27 protein-coding genes are annotated in these 22,070 nt (G+C 65.8%); 4 read left to right on the forward strand and 23 right to left on the reverse strand.

Features of this window, described 5'->3' with window-relative positions:
* Positions 1 to 192 precede the first annotated feature (192 nt).
* From MYSTI_RS09525 to MYSTI_RS43700, 5 genes are read right to left on the reverse strand one after another with little or no spacing between them, the layout of a single operon-like run.
* A complete protein-coding gene (locus MYSTI_RS09525) occupies positions 193 to 2,244 on the reverse strand; it encodes a prohead protease/major capsid protein fusion protein (RefSeq protein ID WP_144370032.1) in 2,052 nt (683 codons plus the stop codon).
* 32 nt (positions 2,245 to 2,276) lie between these two features.
* Positions 2,277 to 3,764, reverse strand: coding sequence for a phage portal protein (locus tag MYSTI_RS09530; RefSeq protein WP_015347525.1), 1,488 nt, complete (start codon positions 3,762 to 3,764; stop codon positions 2,277 to 2,279).
* Positions 3,761 to 3,988, reverse strand: a complete 228-nt coding sequence (gene gpW / locus MYSTI_RS45635; RefSeq protein ID WP_084668114.1) for a gpW family head-tail joining protein — start codon at positions 3,986 to 3,988, stop codon at positions 3,761 to 3,763. The genes MYSTI_RS09530 and gpW overlap by 4 nt, the downstream gene beginning before the upstream one ends.
* Positions 3,989 to 4,035: 47 nt before the next feature.
* Positions 4,036 to 5,853, reverse strand: coding sequence for a phage terminase large subunit family protein (locus MYSTI_RS09535; protein WP_015347526.1), 1,818 nt, complete (start codon positions 5,851 to 5,853; stop codon positions 4,036 to 4,038).
* Positions 5,850 to 6,305 carry a DUF1441 family protein gene (locus tag MYSTI_RS43700; protein WP_169558618.1) on the reverse strand — a complete coding sequence of 152 codons (456 nt, stop codon included), beginning with the start codon at positions 6,303 to 6,305 and terminating at the stop codon, positions 5,850 to 5,852. Before MYSTI_RS43700 ends, MYSTI_RS09535 begins: the two co-directional genes overlap by 4 nt.
* 977 nt (positions 6,306 to 7,282) lie before the next feature.
* On the opposite strand from MYSTI_RS43700, the gene MYSTI_RS09545 reads away from it, so the two are divergent.
* Positions 7,283 to 7,714: a hypothetical protein gene (locus MYSTI_RS09545; RefSeq protein ID WP_015347528.1), complete on the forward strand. Its 432-nt coding sequence runs from the start codon at positions 7,283 to 7,285 to the stop codon at positions 7,712 to 7,714.
* On the opposite strand, the gene trpS is transcribed toward MYSTI_RS09545, so the two are convergent.
* The 9 genes from trpS to MYSTI_RS09580 form a co-directional block, all read right to left on the reverse strand.
* Positions 7,711 to 8,757 (reverse strand): tryptophan--tRNA ligase, encoded by a 1,047-nt coding sequence (gene trpS / locus MYSTI_RS09550; protein ID WP_015347529.1) that lies wholly within the window; start codon positions 8,755 to 8,757, stop codon positions 7,711 to 7,713. The two genes, MYSTI_RS09545 and trpS, sit on opposite strands and share 4 nt — an antisense overlap.
* 348 nt (positions 8,758 to 9,105) lie before the next feature.
* Complete coding sequence (locus MYSTI_RS09555; RefSeq protein ID WP_144370033.1) at positions 9,106 to 9,408, reverse strand: hypothetical protein; 303 nt, start codon at positions 9,406 to 9,408, stop codon at positions 9,106 to 9,108.
* Between the two features lie 792 nt (positions 9,409 to 10,200).
* Positions 10,201 to 10,590, reverse strand: a complete 390-nt coding sequence (locus MYSTI_RS09560; RefSeq protein ID WP_015347533.1) for a ParB N-terminal domain-containing protein — start codon at positions 10,588 to 10,590, stop codon at positions 10,201 to 10,203.
* A gap of 55 nt (positions 10,591 to 10,645) precedes the next feature.
* Entirely contained in the window at positions 10,646 to 10,927 is a 282-nt protein-coding gene (locus MYSTI_RS09565; RefSeq protein ID WP_044279425.1) for a hypothetical protein, read from the reverse strand.
* Between the two features lie 68 nt (positions 10,928 to 10,995).
* Positions 10,996 to 11,475 carry a hypothetical protein gene (locus MYSTI_RS09570; protein WP_015347535.1) on the reverse strand — a complete coding sequence of 160 codons (480 nt, stop codon included), beginning with the start codon at positions 11,473 to 11,475 and terminating at the stop codon, positions 10,996 to 10,998.
* Positions 11,476 to 11,559: 84 nt separating this feature from the next.
* Complete coding sequence (locus MYSTI_RS09575; protein ID WP_015347536.1) at positions 11,560 to 11,787, reverse strand: hypothetical protein; 228 nt, start codon at positions 11,785 to 11,787, stop codon at positions 11,560 to 11,562.
* A gap of 82 nt (positions 11,788 to 11,869) precedes the next feature.
* Positions 11,870 to 12,016 (reverse strand): hypothetical protein, encoded by a 147-nt coding sequence (locus tag MYSTI_RS43705; RefSeq protein WP_169558619.1) that lies wholly within the window; start codon positions 12,014 to 12,016, stop codon positions 11,870 to 11,872.
* A 316-nt stretch (positions 12,017 to 12,332) separates the two neighbouring features.
* Positions 12,333 to 12,494, reverse strand: a complete 162-nt coding sequence (locus tag MYSTI_RS43710) for a hypothetical protein (protein ID WP_015347537.1) — start codon at positions 12,492 to 12,494, stop codon at positions 12,333 to 12,335.
* A gap of 52 nt (positions 12,495 to 12,546) precedes the next feature.
* Positions 12,547 to 12,735 (reverse strand): hypothetical protein, encoded by a 189-nt coding sequence (locus MYSTI_RS09580; RefSeq protein WP_015347538.1) that lies wholly within the window; start codon positions 12,733 to 12,735, stop codon positions 12,547 to 12,549.
* Positions 12,736 to 13,151: 416 nt separating this feature from the next.
* Here MYSTI_RS09580 and MYSTI_RS09585 point away from each other — a divergent pair, with 416 nt between their 5' ends.
* Positions 13,152 to 13,715, forward strand: a complete 564-nt coding sequence (locus tag MYSTI_RS09585) for a hypothetical protein (protein ID WP_015347539.1) — start codon at positions 13,152 to 13,154, stop codon at positions 13,713 to 13,715.
* On the opposite strand, the gene MYSTI_RS40575 is transcribed toward MYSTI_RS09585, so the two are convergent.
* The 9 genes from MYSTI_RS40575 to MYSTI_RS09630 form a co-directional block, all read right to left on the reverse strand.
* Positions 13,708 to 16,257, reverse strand: a complete 2,550-nt coding sequence (locus MYSTI_RS40575) for a bifunctional DNA primase/polymerase (RefSeq protein WP_015347540.1) — start codon at positions 16,255 to 16,257, stop codon at positions 13,708 to 13,710. The two genes, MYSTI_RS09585 and MYSTI_RS40575, sit on opposite strands and share 8 nt — an antisense overlap.
* Positions 16,254 to 16,403: a hypothetical protein gene (locus MYSTI_RS43715; protein WP_169558620.1), complete on the reverse strand. Its 150-nt coding sequence runs from the start codon at positions 16,401 to 16,403 to the stop codon at positions 16,254 to 16,256. Before MYSTI_RS43715 ends, MYSTI_RS40575 begins: the two co-directional genes overlap by 4 nt.
* Before the next feature lie 205 nt (positions 16,404 to 16,608).
* Positions 16,609 to 18,246, reverse strand: a complete 1,638-nt coding sequence (locus tag MYSTI_RS40580; RefSeq protein WP_015347542.1) for a DEAD/DEAH box helicase — start codon at positions 18,244 to 18,246, stop codon at positions 16,609 to 16,611.
* 3 nt (positions 18,247 to 18,249) lie between these two features.
* A complete protein-coding gene (locus tag MYSTI_RS09605) occupies positions 18,250 to 18,498 on the reverse strand; it encodes an ASCH/PUA domain-containing protein (RefSeq protein WP_015347543.1) in 249 nt (82 codons plus the stop codon).
* Positions 18,495 to 18,644, reverse strand: coding sequence for a hypothetical protein (locus MYSTI_RS43720; protein WP_015347544.1), 150 nt, complete (start codon positions 18,642 to 18,644; stop codon positions 18,495 to 18,497). The genes MYSTI_RS09605 and MYSTI_RS43720 overlap by 4 nt, the downstream gene beginning before the upstream one ends.
* The gene (locus MYSTI_RS40585; RefSeq protein ID WP_015347545.1) at positions 18,641 to 18,961 is read right to left on the reverse strand and encodes a hypothetical protein; all 321 of its coding nucleotides are present in this window, start codon (positions 18,959 to 18,961) and stop codon (positions 18,641 to 18,643) included. The genes MYSTI_RS43720 and MYSTI_RS40585 overlap by 4 nt, the downstream gene beginning before the upstream one ends.
* Before the next feature lie 265 nt (positions 18,962 to 19,226).
* Positions 19,227 to 19,778, reverse strand: a complete 552-nt coding sequence (locus tag MYSTI_RS09620; RefSeq protein ID WP_015347547.1) for a hypothetical protein — start codon at positions 19,776 to 19,778, stop codon at positions 19,227 to 19,229.
* Positions 19,779 to 20,071: 293 nt separating this feature from the next.
* Entirely contained in the window at positions 20,072 to 20,284 is a 213-nt protein-coding gene (locus tag MYSTI_RS09625) for a helix-turn-helix domain-containing protein (protein WP_015347548.1), read from the reverse strand.
* Between the two features lie 56 nt (positions 20,285 to 20,340).
* Positions 20,341 to 20,847, reverse strand: coding sequence for a hypothetical protein (locus MYSTI_RS09630; protein WP_144370034.1), 507 nt, complete (start codon positions 20,845 to 20,847; stop codon positions 20,341 to 20,343).
* 130 nt (positions 20,848 to 20,977) lie between these two features.
* Here MYSTI_RS09630 and MYSTI_RS40590 point away from each other — a divergent pair, with 130 nt between their 5' ends.
* Entirely contained in the window at positions 20,978 to 21,874 is an 897-nt protein-coding gene (locus MYSTI_RS40590; protein WP_015347550.1) for an AAA family ATPase, read from the forward strand.
* On the forward strand, positions 21,871 to 22,053 hold the full coding sequence (locus tag MYSTI_RS09640; RefSeq protein ID WP_015347551.1) for a hypothetical protein: 183 nt from the start codon (positions 21,871 to 21,873) through the stop codon (positions 22,051 to 22,053). The genes MYSTI_RS40590 and MYSTI_RS09640 overlap by 4 nt, the downstream gene beginning before the upstream one ends.
* Positions 22,054 to 22,070: the final 17 nt, after the last annotated feature.

The following is a 22,070-nucleotide window of genomic DNA, read 5'->3' on the forward strand; positions in this document are numbered from 1 at the left end:
CTGCGTTGGTGAAGGTCGCGGACGGGAGTCGAACCCGCCAGCCCAGCGTGACAGCACACCCAGGCCACACCCGTCACAACCAGAAGGACCCGCGCGCCGCCCCGAACGGCGTGCGGATCCAGGTGCTACGCAGGGAGGGGACTGAGTCCCTTCCGCCTCGAAAGGCGGGGCGCTCCCCGGCGCCCGGCTACATCACGCCCCGGCGTTGGTGAGCGCGCCCTTGGGGTCGAACGCCTGCGCCTTGTAGTCGATGCGGAGCTTCCATTCCGTGCCGTCCACGCGCCAGCCGTCCTGGGTCTCCATGACCGGCGCCTCGCCCGAACCCTCGAGGAACACCACCACGAAGGCCGCCGCGATGGCCGGGTCGACGAGCATGTAGCGGCGCGTGCCCGAGAGGCGGGGGCTGTCGAGCACGTCGCCGAAGAGACCGACGACCTTGTTCGGCACCTGGAACTTCGATGTGACGTCGGGGTCGTACTGCGCCTGGTTGTAGATGCGCGCCCGTCCGCCGAGACCGATGGGCACGACCAGGGTCCGCGGGCGCAGATCCAGGAAATCGTTGTTCGACTGGTCCTTGAGCGACGCCATGGTGACGCGGTCGGCGTCGAGAGAGTCCACGGACAGCGCGCCGGCCGCGCCGATATTGCCGCGGGTTGCGTGGAAGAACGTGTTGCCGTCGGACATCGTCGGGCCCAGGCCGCTGTTCGCGGTCAGCAGCGCGTACACGTCCGTCTCGACGCTGAGCCCTGCTGCGCGGCCGAACCGCGACGCGACGTCCGCCAGGGCGCCCATATCGTCGTTGATGATCGCCTCACGGGTGAGGGCGATGATGTTGCCCTTCGTCCCGGTGGAGATCGTCGACTTCGCGCCGTCCGGAATCGCCTTGTTCTTGAACTCGCCCGCCTCCGTCTTGGAGTCGAGCACGCCGAACGAACCGTTGCGGTAGCGGTTGCTCGTGCGGAAGTCCGGCACGGTGTCCGTCTTCGCGATGCGACGCCACGTGTCCGGGGCCGTCGCGTAGGCCCCGAGCAGGAGCTTGTGCATGACGTTCTCGAACAGCAGACCGAAGTCGCTGGTCGTCTGGTAGCCGCCCGAGCGGTGGGTGAAGGCGCGCCCGATCATGTCCATCCGGGACATGCCGCGGGTCTTGACGCCGTCACGCTCGAGGCACTCGCGCGCCAGGTCGGCGAGCGACATGCCACGGAACTCGCCGCCGTCCGTGGCGGCGTCCTTGAAGTGGCGGCTGAGCCGCGCGTTCTTCTTCGCGCCCTCGATGGTCTCGGTGGCGTTGGCCCGCTCGAACAGCCACCCCGACATTCCACGGAGCCGCTTGTCCTTCTCGTCCTCCCCGCCGGTGACACGCTGGTGAGAGCTGATGCCCGCTTCGTCGCTGCGCGTGGCGAGCGCGTCGAGCACGGCCTTGCGAGCTTGTTCGACGGTGGCGTTGTCCGCCACGAGCTTGGCGGCGACAGCCTCGTCCACGCCGTGCTTGCGCACGAGCGCCTGGATGGTCGAGATGCGCTCGCGCTCGGCGGCGCGGACCTGGTCCTCGTTCACCTGGGCGCCGTGGGCCTCGGTCGCCGCGCGCGCCGTGGCGGCCTGATCGGTCGGCGCCGCCTGGGGGTTCTCCTTCGACATGGTGTGCTGCTCCTTCTGCGGCGGCTCGCCGCGGGTGACGTTGATGACCTGGCAGGGGTTCAGGGCCCCACGGTCGGTGGCGCTGCGCGTGTGGGCACCGATGTCCGCCGGCATGGGGACTGAGCTCACCTCGTACGGCTCCCAGTCGACCGCGCGATAAACCGGGATGGTTCCCTCGCCCGCCTCCGTCTTCTCGTACTTGTAGACCCGGTATCCGACCGAGAAACTCGTTCGAATACCCTGGCGGATCTTGTTCCACTCCTTGTCGGCCTGCTCGTCGTCCTTCAATACGCGCAGCTTGCCGACGCCGCGCTTCTTCTCGAGCGCGGCTGACTCAAGGACACCGACGTGCGCGTCCGGGTCCCATCCATTGTGACCGATGAGATGAGGGGCGCGACCGGACTGGAAGCGCTCCATTCGGACATGCTTCGGGTCGAGACTCAGCTCCTCGTAAAAATCACCGTCCCACCACGTCGAGCGGAGCACTCGTGCCCCAGTCGTCCAGATGACCTCGACGGTGCGGTCTTGGTCGTTCAGCGAGCCGGGGACAATCTCGGCTCGCATCGACAGCGGTCCAATCTCGCGCGTCTGGGAAGTCGAACTCATGCAGAACACAATACGGGTGTTCTGCGTTCTGTCTAGCCGCCCTCCTCCGAAGTGTCGCCGCCCTTGTTCAGGCCGGCGCGCTCCTGGGTGAGACCGGCTGCGCTGGTACGCCGCGGGTCGCTGTCGAGCCAGATCTCCCGCTTGTCGAGCTCGTCGAGACCTTCCCTGTACTCGTCCCAATGCAGCTCGGGGTCGCGCCCCTGCTCGAGGATCGCTTGGGCGTGCGTCAAGACGCCGTTGCGGATGAGCCGGCTGTACGCGAGTCCCTCTTGCACGGGCTCAATCATCGGCATGGGTGGCACCGTCCAGTCGGCCTCGACACCTTCCGGCGCGAGGCCCGCGAGCGCCGCGGCTTCGATGAACCAGCCCCACACGACCTGGCACAACTGGGGGACCACCATGTGCCACTGCCACCGGTGCACGTTACGCCAGTGCGCGACGCGCGCCATGCGCGCGCTCGAGTAGTTGACCTGGCTGTAGTCGCCCGTCAGGTCCTCGTACGTGACGCCCCAGCTCGCGGCCACCTTGCGCAACCGGCGCTGGGCGAACGTCCCTTCCACCACGGAGGGTGGGTTGGCCATCGTCACCTGTCGCCCGGGCGGAAGGGACAAGATCGTGCCTGGCTGGATGTGTTGGGTCAGAGGGTCCTTCTTGTCGGACTCGCCGAACGCGCCCCCACCCACCCCATCCGCGTCCGTCATGTATCCGGCAAACATCGCCGCGACCTTCTGCCGCGAAAGTTCCGCGTCCTCAAACTCGTCAAAATCCTTGAGGTCGAGCACAGACGCCGCAAGCCAGGAGACTCCGCGGCCCTGGCCCGCCCGCTCAGGAAGGTAGATCGTCGCGACCTCGGACGCGGGGATGCGCTTTGACTGCCCGACGCTCCGCGCACTTCCCGGGTGCTCCGGAAACAGCCAGTAGGCAACGCGACGATCCAGCTTGTCATACTCGATGCCCTGGATGATCGGGCCTCCGGCTTCACCAGTGAGGTTGTCCTTGGCGGTGTCGAGGTAGTCAGCCTCGAGCACCTGCAGCTGCAACGGCACGGCGAGTCCGTCTTCGGGGCGGCGCGGGCGCCTGCGGATGAGGATCTCTCCGTCCCGCGCGACCGAGCGAACGACAAGCTCTTGAAGCCCGTAGAACGTCAGCCGCCCGCCGGACTCACACCGAAGAGACTCAGCCCACGATTTCCACAACACGGAGATGTCTTTCGCCTGCGCGTGCTTCGGACGGGGGACGATGCCCCACGCCACGGTGTTGCCGGCGATGACGCTCAAGCCGCGGCGCGCCCAGCCGCAGTTGCGCTCGAGGTCTCGTGCATGCATGCGCAGCTCAGCCAGCGCTGAGCCCGCCGTGGCATTGGCGTCCCCGCGGCTGCGCGCCCAGCCAGACGTCCGGCGCCCTTGCTGCGCCGCCTCGTAGTGGCGGACGGCAGTATCGAGCGTCATGCGCGCGCGGACGCGCTCGAGCGTCCAGCGTGGCGCGAACCGCGCAGTGAATTTGTCGAGGGCGTTCATCATGAGTCGAGCCCTTTGGAGGTTCCGAGTCGGATGTATCTCGGACCGCCGGAGACCGAGCGTTCCATCTCGACGAGCAGTTCACGCATTTCACTGAGGTTGGCCTGCTTGTATGTCACCGAGCGCGACGGTGGGCCGTTGTACGTCACGGACTGCACGGCCGAGCCGGACGCAAGGGCAACAATCGCTGCTCGTAGCTTCGCAATGTCATCAGCAGTCCAAGCCATCTCAGTCCCTTATCACTCGCCAAAAAGTTGTCACCCCGCCGAGTCTGCTATGGCTTTGGTTCGCTAGGTGGCGACGCCGGACGCGCCCGGTCGAGACCGAGTCGCATAGCCGCGGCACGGGCGTAGATGCGCGCGTCGAGCCAATGATTCTCGCGACCCGGCAACTTCTGCCATGCGCGGACCTCACGCCCTTTCTTGTCCGTGGAGGTGACAAGCTGCTCGGCGGTGAGCTGCTTGAAGTAGTCTTCGCCGTACTCTGGGAAATGACAGAAGCCGGACGAGAAGGGAGCGCCGTTGACGGGGGACGATAGGCCGAGCCACCCGTAGAGCTCCTCTTTCGCGATGTCCACTCCGACGGGCCAGACCTTGTAGCCGCGTGCGATGCGCTTGCCGCCCTCGGTGACATCTACCGCGGTGGGGGCGCCGATGATGACTTTTGCCTCATCAACGCCTTTGACCGCGATGACGCGAGAGAACGGATGATTCCGACCCCAGTTGTAGACGGTATTTGTCCGATATCCCGAGTCGACTGCGAGTGTTCTCACTCGCATCGTTCCGCCCGCCGCTGTGGGGAACTCACGGACCAACAGGGCGTCGACCTTCGCCCACTCCTCGAGGTTGGCGGTGTCGCCCATGATGACGCCGGCGTCGATGCTCCACGACTGCTTGTCGAGTGCCCACCCCACCACTTCATACACCCACCGGTCCTTCTGAACATCCACGCCGCAGGTGAGGCCCTCCACTCCCGCAGGCACCATGCCGATCTGGTACTGCTCCCGCCGCGCCAGCAGGCGCTCCCACGCGGGAGCTTCGCCTTTCTCAACCCAGGTCTCGCCGAGCACGGTGTTGACGAACACCTTGAGCTTGACGGGGTCGTCCTTCGCCTCGAGGAATTCGCGCACGAGCTGCGCCCACGAAGCGTTGGGAGAATAAGAATAGGCGGTCCAGATGTGAAACGACGCGTGCCCTGCGAACGGCTTCGCGGCGCGCCACTCGCCGCGCTCAACCATCGCTCGCTTGTCTTTGTGCTCGATAACGCACCCGTTGGCCTGACACGTAAAAGTCGCCTCGTCGGGCTTCTCCTTGTCGAACGTCATCACGTGGCCGCCGTCGCCGCGCCATACGAACGGTGCCATGTGGTCGCAATGGGGGCAGGGGACGAAGTAGCGCCGCTGGTCGCCCTGCTCGTACAGCTCCGCGATGCGCGAAGATCCGGCGATGAGCGGCGTACTTCCAGCGCCGATCTTTCTATCCCAGAAGTACTCCGTGCGCTTCGTTCCGAGCTTGATGGGGTCGCCGTCTCGCCCAGCTTCGACGGGGTAGGCGTCGACCTCGTCGAACAGCACCACCTTGCGCGAGATGCGGCGAAAACCGGTGCCGCTGTTCGCGCCGACCAGCGACAGCACGCCGCCCGGATAGCGCTTGTGCAGGATGGTGTTGCTGCCCTCGCGTGTGGCCGCCACGTCCGCGTCCTCGTGGACCAGCGGAGTCAACACGGGACAGTCCCGAATCATCGGGGCGATCTCTTCCTTGCTCGTTCCTTTCGCGTCTTCGACGGTGGGCATCACCAGAAGAATCGACGCGGGCGCCTGATGGATGCAGTAGCCGATCAGCGCACCGAGGATCTTCGTCCATCCAACTCGTGCACTCTTGATCACGGACACGTACGACACCGCCGAGTCGGTGAAGGCGTCCATGATGCCGCGCTGGTAGGGAAGCGTGCGCCAACGGCCAGGCTCCGCGCTCGACTCCGCGGACAGGTAGAAGTACTCGTCAGCCCACTGCGAGAGCGTCAGCTTCGGCGGCGGCGCCCAGGCGGCACGCGCTGCGCGCACCACCTCTCCCGGGTCGGCGTAGTCGCTCACGGTAGCGCCTCCCCCGCGGCGAGCTGCTCGAGCACCTCGCGGATGTACGCATCCACGAGGGCGTGGTCTGCCACGGTCAGGTGGGGGAGGCCTTGCTTGATACGCGTCGGTAAGCCGAGGAGCCGGGTCCGGCACTGCCGAAACACGTCCTCGAGGTGGTGCCGGACCTGCGCGACTTCGACCAACTCTCCCGCGGCCTTGCGGTACTTGAGCTCCGCAAGCTGCGCCTGCCAGTGCTTCTGGCGCAAGGCGGCGTCGTTGATGCTCACGGGTGGCGCCGACGGGGCCGGCTCGGGAGGAATGACCGCGGTCACCTGGATCTCGGGCGCCCTCTGCGGTGCGCGAGTCAGGTCCGTGTTCTCTATCCACTCGCGGTCAGCAATCGAGGGGATGACCTTTTTGTCTGGTGTGATCGACTTCACCAGACGCCCGCGCTTGATCGCCTTCAGCACCGCTACGTGTGAGCACCCGCGGTGCTTGGCGTACGCGCGGATTGACAGCGGCTCGTCGCTGTCTACATGGCCCACCTCCTGGTCAGAGGGCGCCAGAACGCCGTGTCCGTGTTCTGGTATCTGCACATCTCGTTGGTACCACGAGATACCAGGGGCGAGAAGCCGCCGCCTACCGTTTGTCTTTGTCTAGCTTCTCATCGAGCTTGCGGTTGAGTTTGTTCACCGCGCCTGTCAAGCCGTCCACTCCTCGCGCAGTACTGCGCATGCCAGCGGTCAGCGCTGCCACTGCGACTACGCCAAGGAAGCCGAGGATGATGCACGTCATTGGCGCCCCCAGGGTGAGAGAGACGGGCCGAAGACGGGGGAGGGAGGGGAGCGAGGGGGCATGCTCGAGATCCTAGGACCTCGGATCGCAAGAGTCATGCCCCGGGGGAGGGGTCAGGGTAACCCTCAGAAATCATTGAAAACTAGCGCGATTCTGCGCTCTGCGCACCCTCACCCACCCGGTGGGACAAAGGGACCCATGTAGGCATAGGTAGGTATATGTATGTTATGTGCCTGCATGTGGTCGCGCTAAGTGCTTGAAATTACTTGGGTACGACATGTGGGCCGTCTGTCTCTCTGTCGGAGTCAGGCGGGGGCTCTCTAGATGATACGGGCACTTAGCCGTATAGACAAGTGTAGGTGTAGAAATCGTCTAGGTGTATTCCCGTGGGAGCATTTAGCACACATCTCGCTAACACCCCGTAACTACTACACCTGTCTACTACTACTACTACTACTACTCTCCTCTCTATCCCCCTATGGGGGAGACTATCTCTATCTATATTCTATCTAGAATATATACATATACATATACATAGTAGGTCTCTATAGAGAGTAGGGGAGCCCTTCCCGCGTGCTGTGTACGTAGTTTCGCGGGGTTGCAAACGTGCAGAACTTGCTATGTGTTCTGAAATCTGCTAGAGGATTTCGGCATGAGCAAAAAATCTGTCTCGTTCGATTGGGACATGAGCACGATTTCGGCGCTTGAGCAGGCGGCTGAAACGGCAGGATCGACAAAGGGGGCTCTGTCCGAGCTCTGCGTGCGCGCATTCCTGGCGACCGCTACCTCAGCACAGCTCAAGGCGTGGGCGGCCAAGCAGCCCAATACGCGCGGGCGGCTCGCGGGCGGCTTGACGAAGCATGAGCAGCTCTGCGTGTCGGCGATGGAACGCATCACAGCACGGACGAAGGGCGCAGAGACGCGATACGAGACAGCCACCGTTGCCTCAGAGGCTGGGCTGACGCGGAGAGACGCGCATATGGCCCTCAAGCGGCTCTTGGAGCGGGGGAGGGTGTCCGGGGCCGACAGCGGAGAGGATCGCTTCGGCCGGCCGGCCCAGTCGTTCTGGCGCCTAGTGGGTTAGGGGACGCCCACCGCACGGCGAATCTTGTCCATCAAACGAGTCGCCTCGGCGCGGGCCCGGTCGGCGCCATCCTTGAGGATGCGCTCCAGCTCCGCCGGGTCGTTCACCAGCTCGGCGTGGCGCTGGCGGGCCGGACCGAAGGCCACGTGGTACGCCTCTAGGAGCTTCTTCTTGTAGTCGCCGTACCCCTTCCCGCCCGCCCTCCAGCTGGCGTCCACGTCCTTGAACTCCGACTCGGGCAGCAGGAGCTTGAGCAGGTCGTAGAGGGGGACCTCGCTGGCGATGGACGTGCCCACGGGCAAGCCCGTGGGCACGGGCTTGGGCGCATCGACGGGGGTCGAGTCCGTCTTGATGGACATGATGCGCTTCTTGATCTCCTTCTCGTCCGCGAACAGCTCGATGGTGTTCCCGTACGACTTGGACATCTTCTTGCCGTCGACGCCGGGCACCGTCTGGGTGGACTCCTGGATGCGCGCGGAGGGGAGCTTGAGGAGGCCGGGCGCGTGGCCCCGCTCCTTGCCCTCCGGGTCCGCGGGGTCATAGCCCGGCACGTACTCGGTGTTGAACTTCACGGCCCAGTCGCGGGCGAACTCGACGTGCTGAATCTGGTCCTTGCCCACGGGGACGGCGTCCGCGCTGTAGAGCAGGATGTCCGCGGCCATCAGCACCGGGTAGGCGAAGAGGCCGAAGTCCGGGCTGATGCCCTTGGCGACCTTCTCCTTGTAGCTGTGGGCCCGCTCCAGGTTCGAGTGGGGCACCACGGTGCCCAGGATCCAGTAGAGCTCGAGCACCTCGCGCACGTCGCTCTGGCGGAAGAGCACGGCCTTCTTGGGGTCCACCCCCAGCGCCAGGTACGCCACCGCGGCCTCGCGCGTGAGCTCCAGCGCGAGCTTGGGGTCGCGAACGGTGGTGAGCGCGTGGAGGTTGGCGATGAAGTAGTAGGCTTCGCTCTCGTCCTGCAGTTGGACGAACTGGCGAATGGCGCCGTAGTAGTTGCCGATGTGCAGCTTTCCAGAAGACTGCACGCCTGAGAGGGTCCGCATGGGCGCACGCTGCCGCGCCCAAGGGCCCGCGTCAATCAGGGAGGATGGGCGCCACCTGGCTGCATGGCGCCCGTGAAAGTGGCCTACCCTGCGTCGAACGTCGCCAAAGCTCGACGGGCGGCCCGGCAGTGCTCTCCGTGGATTGGCCCGGCGTGTGGGCACCAGCAAGGGCCTTCGTCTTGCCGGCGTGCTGTCAACCTCAGCGCGGCTGCGAGCTGGGGCGCTGACTGCGCCGCGTTCGCTACCTTGACGTATGCGGCACGCGCGTCTGGATGTCGGTGCGCCGGGGCGTCCTTGAGCGCCACTGCGACCACACGCACGTGCGCATCAAGCTCGAGGTCGCCCATGTCAGGCCGCCGCAGGGACCGCGAACCAATCGAACATGCCGAGTCGCCCCGGCTCCCATCGGTCCATGAAGTCGTGCAGCGTCTTGCACCCGCTCGCCCCGCCAACCATCTGGGGGAACCCCCGAAGGGTGTTGATCGACTCGTCGGTGTACCACTCGAAGTGGTCGTCCCTGGGGCACGTCCAACGGTAGGCCCACGCCACGCCAAAGGCTCTCCCGGCCTCTCGTGCAGCCCTCGCCTCGGACTCCGTGCAGGAGACATAACCCCGGGCCTGCATCTTCGCGTACGCTTGCTCTCTGTCCATGGGCATGGTGATTCCTCACCCGCGCGTGGCGGGTTCCGTGGTTGTGCTCGCGAGCGCGAGCGGAACGCCTTTCGGCATCACGGCGGGGCAACAAAAACTACCGGTCGCAGCGCCAGCGCTTGCGCGCGTACTCCACCGCGCCTTCCTTCGTCCCGTGGACCGGCTCATCCGTCGGCCAGTCCACAACCCTCCCGTCGTCAAGATCGACGGTCCATCTAGTCGCTTGCCAGGTCAACAGCCTGGCTCGCGCGACGCCCGTGGGGCTTCGGTCTCCGCCCCACGCAATTCCGGGTGCCTCCATGTTCAGCCCTCCAGAGAGTAAGACGCCATCCCGGGGAAAAACCCTCGCGGGCCGCTGTCGATTTCTACGTCCTCCACTCGCTGCTGCGCCCAGGGGCTACGTCAATCAGGGAGGGGACGGAGGTCGCGCTCGAAGCTTCCCGTCACGTGGAACGAGGCACGCCACCATCGCATGGCCACGATGTTGCGCAGCTCTCAATCGGCTGGCGGACGCTTCGACCAGTCGCGCAGGCGAGGGAGGCTGCGGGGCGGCGGGCCAGCCAAGGGGAGGGCCAGCGTGGCATTCGTAAATCGCGCGTAGAGGCTCGGGCTCAAGTCCATTCGATACTCGGGCTCGGGTGAGGGTACTCCATCACGCGAACGTCGCCAGCCTGTCTCCGGCGATGTGGCGTCAAGGGCGTCCGAGAACCACTGGTTCAAGGCCGGGTCCAGTGGCGGGGCGTTGTCTTCGCTCATGGCTCTGTCCTATCAGGTCCATCAGGGAGGGAGTGACTACTCAGCGTTGTTCGCCGCCATCTCGTCGTTGAGCAGCGACACCGCCACAGCGAGTCCCAGCTCCGCGAACGCCGCGAGGAACTGCTCTTCTTCGAACAGTCGCACACCGTCAAAATAGACGTCGGCGCCTCCGTCGCGCGGCGCCAGCGTCAGGCGCTCGCACTCGTCGACAACGACGACGGGGACCTCAACCCCCAAGCGGCGAGCAGCCGCCAGACGATGCGATCCCGTCACCCCCTGGTCGCCGATGGCAAGCAGGGGCCTACCCACCCAGCCGTCGACGGCCATGGACGTCGCGATGCGCTCCAGTCGCGCCGCGTCGCGCACCTCGTGCCGGGGAAAGATCTCGAACGGATGCACTTCGACGACGTGATCGCTGTAGTCCATGGTCTACCTCGCGTGTGGTTTGGCGGAACGAAAACTAACAGCATTGCTAGTGATGTCAAGTCCCGGCAGCATCTCTCCGCTTGCGCAGCGCGTCGACCCTCGACTTGAGCGCTCTCCGGTACGACGCGCTGACGTTGCCGCCGTCTTGCTGCTCGGCGTCCCAGACCAGGAGAGCGTCCCACTCGGCGGGGAGGGCCACGTGGCGCACGGTCTGCTCTTCGCGCGCATCCGGGTCCTGTATGGGCGCCAGCTCTTTACCGCGCCGCTGCTGCATGTAGTGGGCCTCGCAGTACCCCTTGGTCTTCGCCCTGCGCTCGCACCGCCATCCACGGCCCATCGCTTTGCACGGTTCCATCTGCGCAGTGTGTGGTGGCGAGGCGGGGGCGGGCAACCCCCGCGAGGCCATCACTTCGACTCTCCGAATGCGCGGACCAACGCGGCGACCGAGTCGGACTGCGCGTTGATTCCGGCCTCCGTGAGCGCCGCTTCGACCCCCGCCCACGCGTCTTTGTGCACGAGCAGACCGATCCACGTGTCGCTCTGCGGGTGGGGCCGGCGCTCCGCCCGACGGATGCTCAGGAGTGCTTGTGCGAGCACGTGACGGTGACGCTCTAGGACGCTGGCTCTTTCGCGAGCCGCTTTGGTCTCCTGGACCAGGTCCATGGCGTCGCGCGTTGTCGGGACGGCGTTTCCCCGACTCTCAACCTTCGGGTAGCGCCTCAAGAGCACGGCTTCGGTCCGCGGCTCGCGGCGATACCAGGCGCCGGCACGAACGCACCAGTAGGGCCAGAGCTTGTTAGGTGCCTGATAGCCAATCAGCACTCTCTCGCCCTTGTCATCGACTCGTATCTGCCCCTCAATGAGCAGTCTTTTCTTTGTCGCCACGTTGTTGCACCTTTCTGAGGTTGGGTTTGCCTCACGGGGGCAGCCGGCGCTATCCCCCTGTGGGGGTATTGGCGGGCCTCTGCTTTAGGGGCAGTGGCGTCCGTGCTCGTCGCACTCCGTCGGCGTGAGGCCGCGAACCGGAGCGATGGCGGACACGTCGGTGGGCGAGAGCAACCCCGTGCCGTCGGCACGCCACCGCTCGCCTTCGACGCGCTGCACCTCGGCACCCTCCGTCACGAGCTTCGCGACGAGCGCGCCACACAGGGTGACTTCACGACTGCCGATCTTGACGGTCCATTTATCATTCCACATACACACCTCGGGCTACGGAGTGAGAGGGCCCGCCCCGAAGGGCGAGCTAGACGGGCTTCGTGTGGTGCGCTTGTAGGGGCCCTCAGTTGCCGCTGAGATGGAAAGGGCAGAAGGTCATGTCAGGGCTCTGGCACTGGCAAATGCCGTCGTATTCGCGAGTGTCTGCCTCCGCTTCCTGGGCCTCATTGTTTTGCTGTGTGTTGGCGGTGGTGATCGAGTCGGTCGTCATACGGTCTCCTACGGCTGGTGTTGCGTTGGGTGCTGCATGGGCCGGATGCGCTCCGGCGGGCGGCTAATGAAACAGACATCCGGGCGCGTGGGTGTGGGCGGTACAAGCAACCTCGCAGAACTCTGTGCGTGACAGGCCGCATCCGCTGCACCGGCCCATGCCTGATTCGTTCTGGACCATCGTTGCTGACATACACGGGGCCACCTCGTGAGGTGGCTCGCGGTCAGGGATGGGGGTGGTAGGGAGGCGAGAGCCGCGACGGCGCATTGGCGTTCTCCAGAGGGGCCCGTGCTGGCGCCCCTGGTAGGTGGTGGGACTACGTCCAGGCAGCCGCTTCGCTGGCGCACTCCTTGATGCGAGCAGGGAGGTCGTACGAGTTCGACGCGTTGACCTTGCTGACCTCCGCTTTGTCCAACGTGTTGCAGGTGCCCACCGTGCGCCACGAGCCGTGGATGCGAATCTGGATTGCGTAGACCATGTGATGATTCCTCGGGGGTGAGGGCCCCGGTGATGAACCGGGGCCCGTTGGTTCAGTTGGTGGTCAGCTCGTTCAGGAGCTTTTGGAGCACTTCGGCGACGTCCGGCTGCTCCCACTTCGTGTGGATTTCGATCATCCCCTCGAGCGTCCGCCTGATTTGGTAGACCTTGAACTCGGGCCGCTCCCGAAAGAATTCCTCCCGCTTCTCTCTCACTTCCTTGAGCTGCTCTGGCGTCGCCACGGCTTCCCCCTTCGTCCGGCGCGGGGTGTTTCCCCGCCGCCGATGAACACCAATCTAACGTCACTGCTAGCGATGTCAAGCGATCCGTGTTCTGCACTTCCTCTGGATGGTCGCGTTGCATCCACGATCTGTGTTCTGTTAGTATCGCGCCATACCCCGATGGAGGTAGGCGCATGAGCGTCCAACTGGCATACGAATCGCAAGGGTCTGAGGTCCGTCGCGTGCTGACAAACGACCGTGGGCAGGTGTATGTCCCCGGCGAGGGCTGGCATCCCGCCCAAGGCGCCGTGACACCTGTTCGCGGACGTCCTGTGTTTGAGCGCTGGTGTGACGTGCCCTCAGCCTGGGTGGGCGAAGCCCCCTACTGGCATTGAGGGCGGCTTTTCGACTCGCTGGCGCCCGATACACTCGGGCGCATGGCGAAAGAATTCAGCGTCACCTGGGACAGCAAATCGTCCGCGTACCTCAAGGAGAAGAAGACGCTGAAGGCGCTCGCCGCGGCAGCGCGCAAGGCTGGCATCGACATGATGCGCGCCGTGCGAGCGGAGGCGAAGCGCGAAACGCGCGAGCGCATTCGCATCCGCGCCGGCTACCTCGCCGCCAAGGCGATGCCGCTGAAGTACCCCAAGACGCGCAAGCTCGACGAGATGGAATGGCGCATGCCGGTGTCCGGGCGTGAAGTCCCTCTCGGTGAGTTCCCTTCACGACAAACGAAGAAGGGCGTCTCGCTCGAGGTGCAGCGCGGAAAGCGCGTGCTCATCAAGGGGGCCTTTCGAGCGCAAGGGGCGAAGCGTCAGCGGCCGGGCGTGTTCAAGCGGCCCGGTAAGAAACGCTACCCGATGGGCCACAAGCTCGGGCTCCGCGTGTCCGACTCCATGCACGACGGGAAGACGCCGACGAAAGCGCTCACGCGCGGGCAAGAGGTGTTCGCGCGTGGCATGACCAGGCTGCTACCGCTCGAGCTTGCGAAGATCAAGTGAGCGCTTCGACGGCGTACGTGGTGATGCCGCGGCCCGTGTCTCTGCGGCGGCGGATGGCGCGGCCCGCGCGGGGCTTGTCTACGAAGCGGCTGATGAACCGCTTGAGATGAATGGGCGCGAGCTGCTCTCGGGCCCCCAGGTGCCCCTGGGCGTCGCGCTGGTTGGCCGTGAGGCAGATGGACCCGGGCGTTCCGTCGGATGACTGGATGACACCCATCCACCAATCGTGGGTGTCATGGTCCGTGTCATGGAGCTCCAACGTCGCGCGGCGCTGCGTCTCGTAGGGGTCCGCGCAGCCCGCCCAGACGAGCGCCCCGCGGACCAGGTCGGACCACGGCCCGAAGCTGCCCCACGAGGGTAGGCGCTGGTCTGGCCGCGATGCGCAGTGGTATGCCCGAAGGATTGTCAGCGCGGCGCTCAGGTACGCCGAGCGGTGCGCGAGGGCATGGAGGTCCGGGTTGGGCCCGTGCTTGAACCCCGTGCGGTCCTGGGGGCGCTCCTCGAGGACGTTGAGGCGCACCATGAGGACGCGGCGCACCGTGGCGCCCTGGGGCTCGATGTTGTTGCCGCTGGCGAGCCACGTGCCCACCACGGGCAGTGGAGGCGCGTCATTGCCGCCGAGCTGCCGGTCGCTCCAGGACGTGGCGGTGATGAGCCTGTCCAGGCTTTCGTCGCCAATGGCCCCATTAACGTCATCGAAGAGGTTGACGGGCGCCGCGCTCTTGACGAACGACGTGAGGCGTTTGCCCCACTCGGCAGGGTCCCGCGGGTTGTACGGACGGATGTCCGCAGAGGCGCCCGTGACGATCCGTCCGATGATGTGCGCGAGGAACGTCTTTCCCGAGCCGGGCACTGCGGCGGAGATGCAGACCAGCGGAGCTGGCGCGTTGCCGATGGCGCTCTTGCACAGGGGGGTAAGGAGCGCGGCGAGCCACGAGGAGAAGTCCGCGGGCGTCAAGAAGTGGAAGTCACAGACGAGGTCACGAAGCTGGGCGACCGCGGCCTGGGCATCGCCCCTCGAGGGCCACTCGGTCACGTCCACCGTGATCTCAGGCTCAAGGTAGAGGCGTGCCTGGGCGTTGTAGCCGCGCTCTTGGAGGATGCTGCCGTCAGCCAAGAACACGGGCGCGGTGGTGATGGCTTCGAGCACGCGCACGCCCTCGTGGCGTCTGCGCGCATGGAGGATCGTGGCGACGTCTTTGGGTGCTGCCTGAGTGACGAGACCCTTGTTTTCGTCGACACGAACGTACTTCGCCGACCGACTCATGAGGTCAACGATGCCCGCGGGCTCCAAGTCATTGATGAACGTGCGCTCGGCGCGCACCACTTCGCAGAGCACGCCGTTCCGCGCGAACACCCGCGGGGCGATGGCCGCGAGCGACTCGTCCGCGACGCGATGGACGTCCGTCGATACGCGAATCTCTCCTTGCTTCGTCGGCTGGGACTCGGCCTTGTACTTCGGCAGGCCGAGCTTCGACGCTGCGAGCCCTGTCCCCGCGGTCAGCTCGCGCGTGATGAGCTCCCGGCGGGCCGGGTCGGCGACTCCCGCGATGATGGGGCGGACCTGCTCGAGCATCGCAAGCATGGGCTCGTCGCCGCCCCCCGCGCTCTGCCAGTCGGACACTACCTTGCGCACCGTCTCCAGTGCGTCAAGGCTTCGCCTGTTGCCGTAGGGCAGGGACCCGTACTTGTCCCCGCGACTGAGCATCACGCGCAGCGAGTCGCCGCCTTCGAGCTCCCAGGGCGGGACGCACGTCTTGTTCCATTCGACCATGAGGGGCCACGCCTCGGCCTCGGTCAAAGCGAAGTCGTGACGCAGCAGCGCGCCAGCTTGGAACGTGTGCAGGCCACCGCCCTGGCCGTCGATGGCGGGGCCGTGCAACTCGAGCGCCTCGCGGGCGGCGTTGAGCACCTCCGGGGAGGCCGCGGGGAAGTAGCCCCGATCCGTCGCCAGAACGCGTCCATGTTCTGTGTTCTGGACATGGCTCAGCCTGCCAAGCAACCACACTGGTGCATCCGCGGGTTCGACTTCCCACGGTGCGCGGCCGGCGACCCAGCGATACATACCCTTGGCGGATCGCGAGGGCGCTACAACGATCTGGCCACCGTCTCCGCGGATGTCGAGCCCCAGGCCCACCCTGCCCGCGCTGTTGGTGACGACGCGGCCTTCGGGCAGAGCGAAGAGGTAGTGCGATCCGCCGCTCCCCGTTGTCGCCTGGGTGGTGACGGGGAGCGGGCCGTGTTCGGCGACGAGCGCCGCGAGGGACACGTCGCCCCCCTTGTCGGGGTCGACGTCCAGAACGAAAAAGCCGGATGTCTCGCCGGTGGCAACGCCGAGGTTGGCGTCCGGCCATTCGCGCCACCATTCGGTAATCGCCGTTTCGTCATTGGTGGCTTCGGCTCCCCACTCCAGGAGGCGCGGGTGCTTGCCAGCGCTGTTGCAGGTGGCACCCTTCGAGCACGAGCACGAGCCATCAGCACGCGCGGAATGCAGGGGCACCACGGCCCAGCCACGGCGAGCGAGGAGTATGGCGGCTTTCACCGCGTCACCCCCACGGTGGCGAGCGCACGATCCACATCATCCACCGAGCGCGCGAGGATGTAGAGGCCGCCGAACATGGCGACGACGCGCCCCATGGTCCTCTGGTCATCGCGCTGCTGACCGCGCTCGTCTTTGCATTCAATCATCAGCATCCGTCCACTCGGAGCAATCAGCCCAACGATGTCTGCGGTGCCTGGCGGATTGAAGCGCACCATGCGAGCGCCCGGGTCCGTCTTGCGGCATGGGCCGTTGTCGTTGAACCAGCCGACGCCAGTGTTGATGCGAGCGATTCGGAGCCGGGGGTGTGCGCCCCACGCGCGCAGGATCGCCGCCTGGATATGCGCCTCTGACTCACGGGGTGCAGACTCCGCACGGCGGGCGCGGCGTGGTTGCACAGTAGCATTCACCTTGCGGTTCCGGCTCTCCATCATCAACCTCAACCTTGAACTCGCGGCGGACCTTGCTGTCCGGCAATGGCGTGTCATGGGTATACGTGATCCAAACCAGGACACCAGCCGCCACCTTGGCCATTTGCTTGTCAAGCTGCGCCGCCCCTGGCACGTCGTAGTCCCGCTTCGGGCCGCGCAACAGGTAGTGCCATTGCTTGCCACCCCAGGGCGCGTCTTCCTGCCACTTCCGAATCAGGACGCCTTCCACCTTGCGACCGAGAGTGTCCCAACGCACCTTGACGGGGGGCTTGTCTGGCCGTGCCGGCTCCGCGTCGGGCGCGGCCTCCGTCGCGCTGGTGAACTCGTACTGCTCCGCTTCGGCGACCGTTTGGATGACGCGCTCGCCGAGCGGTTCGGGCTCTTTCTCGGTGCCACACGACGGACATCGCGCGCCGTCATACATCGCGAGACACTGCGGGCACGTCGAGAGGGACGGCGGGGCCTCGCGCTTGGCGTGCAGCGAGTAGTCTCGGTCCTGGTCGGGAAGCCCGTGCTGACGGATGATGAACGCGTGGTCGTGGATGCGCGCGACGACGCTGGGGTGCTCCGCGTCGACCTTGCGTCCGTCCTCACGCCAGGGGCGGCGCACCCGCCCCATCATCTGGATGGCGCGGGCCAGGGACTTCGTCGGACGCGCGAGCACGCAGCACTTGAGCCGAGGGATGTCGAGGCCCTCGATGCACACGCCCACGTTGGACAGCACACGCGTCTGGCCGGACGCCACGCGACGCATGATGCCCTCCCGCTGAGTGAGCGGCGTGGTGCCATCCAGGTGCTCGGCGCTCACGCCCGCGGAGCGGAAGCGCTCGACAAGCTGGCGCGAGTGCTCGACGGTGACTGCGAACACCACCGTGGAGAGGCGCGCGGAGTGCTTGAGCCACTCCTCAACGATGTTGTCGACGATGAGCGACTGAGACATGGCCGCAGCGGACTGCGCTTCGTTGTAGTCGCCGCCCACCGTCTCGACACCGCTGAGGTCCGGCGCCAGGTAGGAAAATCCGACGTAGTCGCTGAGGTGACGTTGCTCGCGGAGCTCGCGCGGAGTGGCCACGACGACTACAGCGTCGTACGCCCCCGCCAGAGGCTTGCCCGCGAGGCGCCAGGGTGTCGCGGTGACGCCGAGGATGCGCGCGTGGGGGTAGCCCTCGAGGATGCGTGTCCACGTTGCGGCGGTGGAGAGGTGAGCTTCGTCGGGGATGACGATATCAGCGGGCGGAAGCGCGCGGCGCGTGAGTGTCTGGACGCTGGCTACCTGCACGCGAGCCCCAGGAGAGGGAGGCGTGCCAGCGAGGATGAGTCCGTGCCGGACGTCGAACTCGCGCAGGCGCGTTGACGCCTGCTCGACGAGCTCACGACGGTGGGCGAGAATGAGGCTCCGTTTGCCACCCGCGTCGAGCTGCGCCGCCAGGTGGGCGAAGAGAGTCGTCTTGCCAGAGCCGGTGGGGGACACAGCCAGGACGCTCCGCGCGCCTTGTTTGTAGGCGTCGAGGATCTGGCGGATGCCAGTGCGCTGGTACTCGCGGAGCGTCTGGGCGGGCATGAGTTAGATCGAACCGAGGCCGAGGATGACGTGCGTGGAGGCGAGGCCGAAGGCGCCGCCGGGCAGGACGTACACAACCCGCCGCGTCACCGCCCGCATGGTGTACTGGCTCACCTGCGGGTCCCATTCGCGCAAGCAGAGCGTGTCGCCGACTGCAAAGTCTCGGTCATTCTCCCGCAGCTCGAATGACTTCACGCCCGTCATGACGTCCTGGAAGTACGGCGGCCACGTCTTGAGGTCGTGGTGTTTCATGAGCCCACTCCCAGCAGACGTTCAGCGACGATGAGGGCGGCGCCCAGCGCAGCGAGCGCGAGACCACCGAGGAGGTCGTCACGGGTTTCAGCGTCGGCCGTTTGCGCGGCGCCCCAGATGGCGAGCACGATGCCAATGCCCATCATGCGACCCTCCCCTCGTGACAGCAGGCAACCAACGTCTCTACGTCGTAGTGAGGGCCAAAGATGGCCCAGCCCTTGTAAGCGAAGTGCTCACGCGCCTCGTGCTCGACGGCGGTCATCACCGCCATGAACGCGGTCCGAACGATGTCGCTCGGCGTCGCGTCCGGCGAGACGAACCACTTCCGGCCGTGCTGCTCGGCGCCATCAACCAGGAAGCGCACCCGGATGAACGTGGTGCCTTCCTCGTGGTCGACATGAAAGGTCCAGTTCTGAAACGACACATGCGCGAGGGCGTCGCGGACAGCTTGCTCGGAAGTCATCGCGTCACTTCCTCGTCCGGTGGCGTCACCCGGATGTAGCCGCTGCGCGAGGTCGCGCTGTACTCCCACTTGACCCACTGCTCACAGACATCGCACTGCTCGGGCACGTACCTGTCCCCCTTGTGGAGCGGCTCAGCCGGAAGGCGTCCGACACAGCCCGGAGTGGGACAGGCCCGCGTGCGCCACCACCGGGACACCGCGCGCCGGTGGCGGACGCGTAGCAGGAGGGTAGCAAGGAGGCCCAAGAGGCACATGTAGACGGGGGTCATCGCTTCGCCGCCCTCCGTGCCGGGCGCGCGGTGCGCCGGGGCGCGCGCTTCACTACGGCCAGAGGCACCACCGGAGGCGCTGACACGAGCGACAGCGTGTCCGGGTTGCGCTGCTCCTCACGCGCGGCTGCTCGGGTCGCTTTCTGGTCGAGCGCCAGCGCCACGCCGGTCACCACGGAGTTGATGCACACGAGCACCACGAGGCACACGTACGACACCGCCGCGAGCACTGGCACCGAGTGGTCCGCCAGCGTCATGGCGCCCTCGAGCAGCACGACGAATCCCACGGCCTCCGCGCGCGGCCACTGAGACGCGCCGAACGCCGCAGCGCTCCACTTGTAGACCTTGGGGGCGCTGAACAACAGGCAGGCCAGCACGAAGACGGCGGCGAGCCAGCCGCGCCATGTGTCGAGCGCGCCAAGCCCGAAGTGCGAGAAGGCGAACGCAGAGAGCGGGGGCAGGGCGCCCAGAACGGCGCCCCACGTGGCGGCTGTGCGGTTCTGCACCTGAAAGGCCAGGCGCACCTGGTCGGCGATGCTGAGATTCAACGGAGACCTCCGGGGTAGATACGAAAGCGCAGCGGCACCCGACGCGCCCGCCAGAGCGCCCGATGTCTCACGAGGTCATGGCCCCTGTGCTGGCGCCGATGTTGCGCCCCCGGCAAGAGGCGCAGTCGTCGCTTTAACGACGCCTGAAAACGTCGTCGGGACTTACTAAGGGACCTGTCGGGTGCCGCTGCAAGAGATTGCCGGGAGTTGAACCCGAGTCACGCGGCTAGTCGCGAGGGACGCCTGTCCTCAATCTCGAATGTGCCCCGTGTCGCCGGGGCCACGCGTGCAACTCAGTCGCGGGCGTACGTGGCGACGCGCTTGTCATAGGCACCGACGAACTGCGTCAACTTCTTCTCCTGCACCATCTTGCGGAGGTGACGCGCGGCGGTGGCCTTGGCCAGTCCCGTCGCCTCGACGATCTCGTCCGTCGACTTCGGCACCTTGCTGGTCGCCTTCCACACGCTCTCGCGGTTCTCCGCGCCCTGCTCGATCTTGGACTTCATGGGGAGTTCTCCTGTGCTGGTGATTGGTTACGTCGATGGTTGCTGCGGCGGACTGCTCAGAACGGAATGTCGTCGGGCGGGGGCGGCGGGCGCTGCGTCTGGCCGGCGGAGGTGGGGGCCGGGGCGGGCGTGCCGGCGAAGGACCTGACGGGGATCTTCGCGATGATTTCAGCCGGGATTTCCGGCGACGTGTCGACGCCCAGCTTGAACAGCTTCATGCTGCTGCTGTTGGTCGGCACCACCGCGTTATGCGTCATCTTGCAGAGATGCGGATGCCGCCCGTCGAACGGCTTGAGGCCGAAGCCGCCTTCGCTCTCGGGCTTCATCGCCTTCTTGAGCTGACGCTCGAGGTCCAGCGGAGGCGTGATGCTGAACTCGCCGTCCTTGCTGTTCCAAAAGAAATACTCGGTGATTTGCTTCGGGCCCTCTTCGGCCCGGAACGTCTTCGTCTTCGTCTCCTTGCCGAGGTACGTCCCGAAGGCCGAGTCGCCAATCGCCTCGAACTTCTTGAAGGCGATCAAGCCCTCCTTCTTTTCCTCTTCCGTCAGCTCCACCGTGCGCATCGCCATGTGCGGTCTCCTCAGTCGTGCAGAACGCAGATAGCATGATTCGCGTTCTGAGTGCAACCGAACGCGCGATGTGGACTTTGTGTTCTGTCGTGCGTATAAGGCAAGTACACGGACAGGAGATGACATGGCATTCGGCACACTGGCGACTCGCAAGAACGCCAAACTGCGACTGTTGCTCACGGGTACGTCGGGGTCTGGCAAGACCTACAATGCGCTCTTGATTGCAAAGGTTCTTGCCGACGGGCGAGACATTGGACTCGGCGATTCGGAACGAGGCAGCTCGCAGAAGTACGCCGGCATGCCGGGGATGCCGCCCTTCTACGCGAAGGACTTCGAGGAGAAGACGCCCCAAGAGTTCATTGAATTCATCCGGGAGGCAGCGGCAGCGGGAATCTCAGTGTTCATCGGAGACAGCTACTCCCACGCATGGATGAAGGCCCTCGAGATCGTTGACGCGATGGGGGGCAACAAGTTTTCCAACGGATGGAAGCATGTCACGCCCCTCCTCGCTCAGCTCACCGACGCGCTGTTGAGCTATCCCGGGCACGTCATCTGCACGGCGCGTGAGAAGTCCGAGTATGTCGTCGAGAAGGACGAGAAGGGGCGCGCCGTGCCACGCAAGGTGGGCATGGCTCCAGTCCTTCGCGATGGTGCTGACTACGACTTCGACGTGGTGCTGTCCCTCTCACCCGACGGCACGTTTGCAGTGACGAAGACGCGCTGCTCAGCGTTGCGTGACCTGGTGACCGCGCGGGGCAACGCGTTCCGTTGGGCGGACGTCCTCGCTGTCGCCGAACTACTCAAGACGTGGCTGTCCGACGGCGCCCCCGTCAGCCCCCGTGATGTGCTGGCGGACCGTATCCGATTCGCGTCGAGTGTCGATGCGCTCGCCGCCATTGGCCCGGACATCAAGGCCCAGGTCGCCGCCGGGACGTTGGCGCAAGAGGACCGGGAAGCGCTGCTGAAGCTCTACGCCACGCGCAAGGCCGAGCTCACGCAAGCCGCCGAGGTGATGCTGTGAAGGCGCTTCTCGTCTTCGTCGCTGCCAGTTTCTTCGCACTCGCAACGGTCGGGGTGATGCGGGCCATGTGCTGGTTGAGCGGGCTTCCGCCGCACCCCGAAGTGCTCGTGTCGGTCGCCGTCGGGGCTGGCTTCGTCTCGCTGATACCGCTGTGCGTCTACTTCGAGGGTAGGTCATGAGCCGGCGCATGTCGCGC

This window comes from Myxococcus stipitatus DSM 14675, assembly GCF_000331735.1.
GTDB lineage: Bacteria > Myxococcota > Myxococcia > Myxococcales > Myxococcaceae > Myxococcus > Myxococcus stipitatus.

What these genes read in the sequence shown, in the direction of transcription:
- MYSTI_RS09525 (WP_144370032.1), bottom strand. Translation starts at nt 2,244, where the DNA reads ATGAGTTCGACTTCCCAGACGCGCGAGATTGGACCGCTGTCGATGCGA.
- MYSTI_RS09530 (WP_015347525.1), bottom strand. Translation starts at nt 3,764, where the DNA reads ATGATGAACGCCCTCGACAAATTCACTGCGCGGTTCGCGCCACGCTGG.
- gpW (WP_084668114.1), bottom strand. Translation starts at nt 3,988, where the DNA reads ATGGCTTGGACTGCTGATGACATTGCGAAGCTACGAGCAGCGATTGTT.
- MYSTI_RS09545 (WP_015347528.1), top strand. Translation starts at nt 7,283, where the DNA reads ATGAGCAAAAAATCTGTCTCGTTCGATTGGGACATGAGCACGATTTCG.
- trpS (WP_015347529.1), bottom strand. Translation starts at nt 8,757, where the DNA reads ATGCGGACCCTCTCAGGCGTGCAGTCTTCTGGAAAGCTGCACATCGGC.
- MYSTI_RS09555 (WP_144370033.1), bottom strand. Translation starts at nt 9,408, where the DNA reads ATGGACAGAGAGCAAGCGTACGCGAAGATGCAGGCCCGGGGTTATGTC.
- MYSTI_RS09560 (WP_015347533.1), bottom strand. Translation starts at nt 10,590, where the DNA reads ATGGACTACAGCGATCACGTCGTCGAAGTGCATCCGTTCGAGATCTTT.
- MYSTI_RS09565 (WP_044279425.1), bottom strand. Translation starts at nt 10,927, where the DNA reads ATGGGCCGTGGATGGCGGTGCGAGCGCAGGGCGAAGACCAAGGGGTAC.
- MYSTI_RS09575 (WP_015347536.1), bottom strand. Translation starts at nt 11,787, where the DNA reads ATGTGGAATGATAAATGGACCGTCAAGATCGGCAGTCGTGAAGTCACC.
- MYSTI_RS43705 (WP_169558619.1), bottom strand. Translation starts at nt 12,016, where the DNA reads ATGACGACCGACTCGATCACCACCGCCAACACACAGCAAAACAATGAG.
- MYSTI_RS43710 (WP_015347537.1), bottom strand. Translation starts at nt 12,494, where the DNA reads ATGGTCTACGCAATCCAGATTCGCATCCACGGCTCGTGGCGCACGGTG.
- MYSTI_RS09585 (WP_015347539.1), top strand. Translation starts at nt 13,152, where the DNA reads ATGGCGAAAGAATTCAGCGTCACCTGGGACAGCAAATCGTCCGCGTAC.
- MYSTI_RS43715 (WP_169558620.1), bottom strand. Translation starts at nt 16,403, where the DNA reads ATGATTGAATGCAAAGACGAGCGCGGTCAGCAGCGCGATGACCAGAGG.
- MYSTI_RS40580 (WP_015347542.1), bottom strand. Translation starts at nt 18,246, where the DNA reads ATGCCCGCCCAGACGCTCCGCGAGTACCAGCGCACTGGCATCCGCCAG.
- MYSTI_RS09605 (WP_015347543.1), bottom strand. Translation starts at nt 18,498, where the DNA reads ATGAAACACCACGACCTCAAGACGTGGCCGCCGTACTTCCAGGACGTC.
- MYSTI_RS43720 (WP_015347544.1), bottom strand. Translation starts at nt 18,644, where the DNA reads ATGATGGGCATTGGCATCGTGCTCGCCATCTGGGGCGCCGCGCAAACG.
- MYSTI_RS40585 (WP_015347545.1), bottom strand. Translation starts at nt 18,961, where the DNA reads ATGACTTCCGAGCAAGCTGTCCGCGACGCCCTCGCGCATGTGTCGTTT.
- MYSTI_RS09625 (WP_015347548.1), bottom strand. Translation starts at nt 20,284, where the DNA reads ATGAAGTCCAAGATCGAGCAGGGCGCGGAGAACCGCGAGAGCGTGTGG.
- MYSTI_RS09630 (WP_144370034.1), bottom strand. Translation starts at nt 20,847, where the DNA reads ATGCGCACGGTGGAGCTGACGGAAGAGGAAAAGAAGGAGGGCTTGATC.
- MYSTI_RS40590 (WP_015347550.1), top strand. Translation starts at nt 20,978, where the DNA reads ATGGCATTCGGCACACTGGCGACTCGCAAGAACGCCAAACTGCGACTG.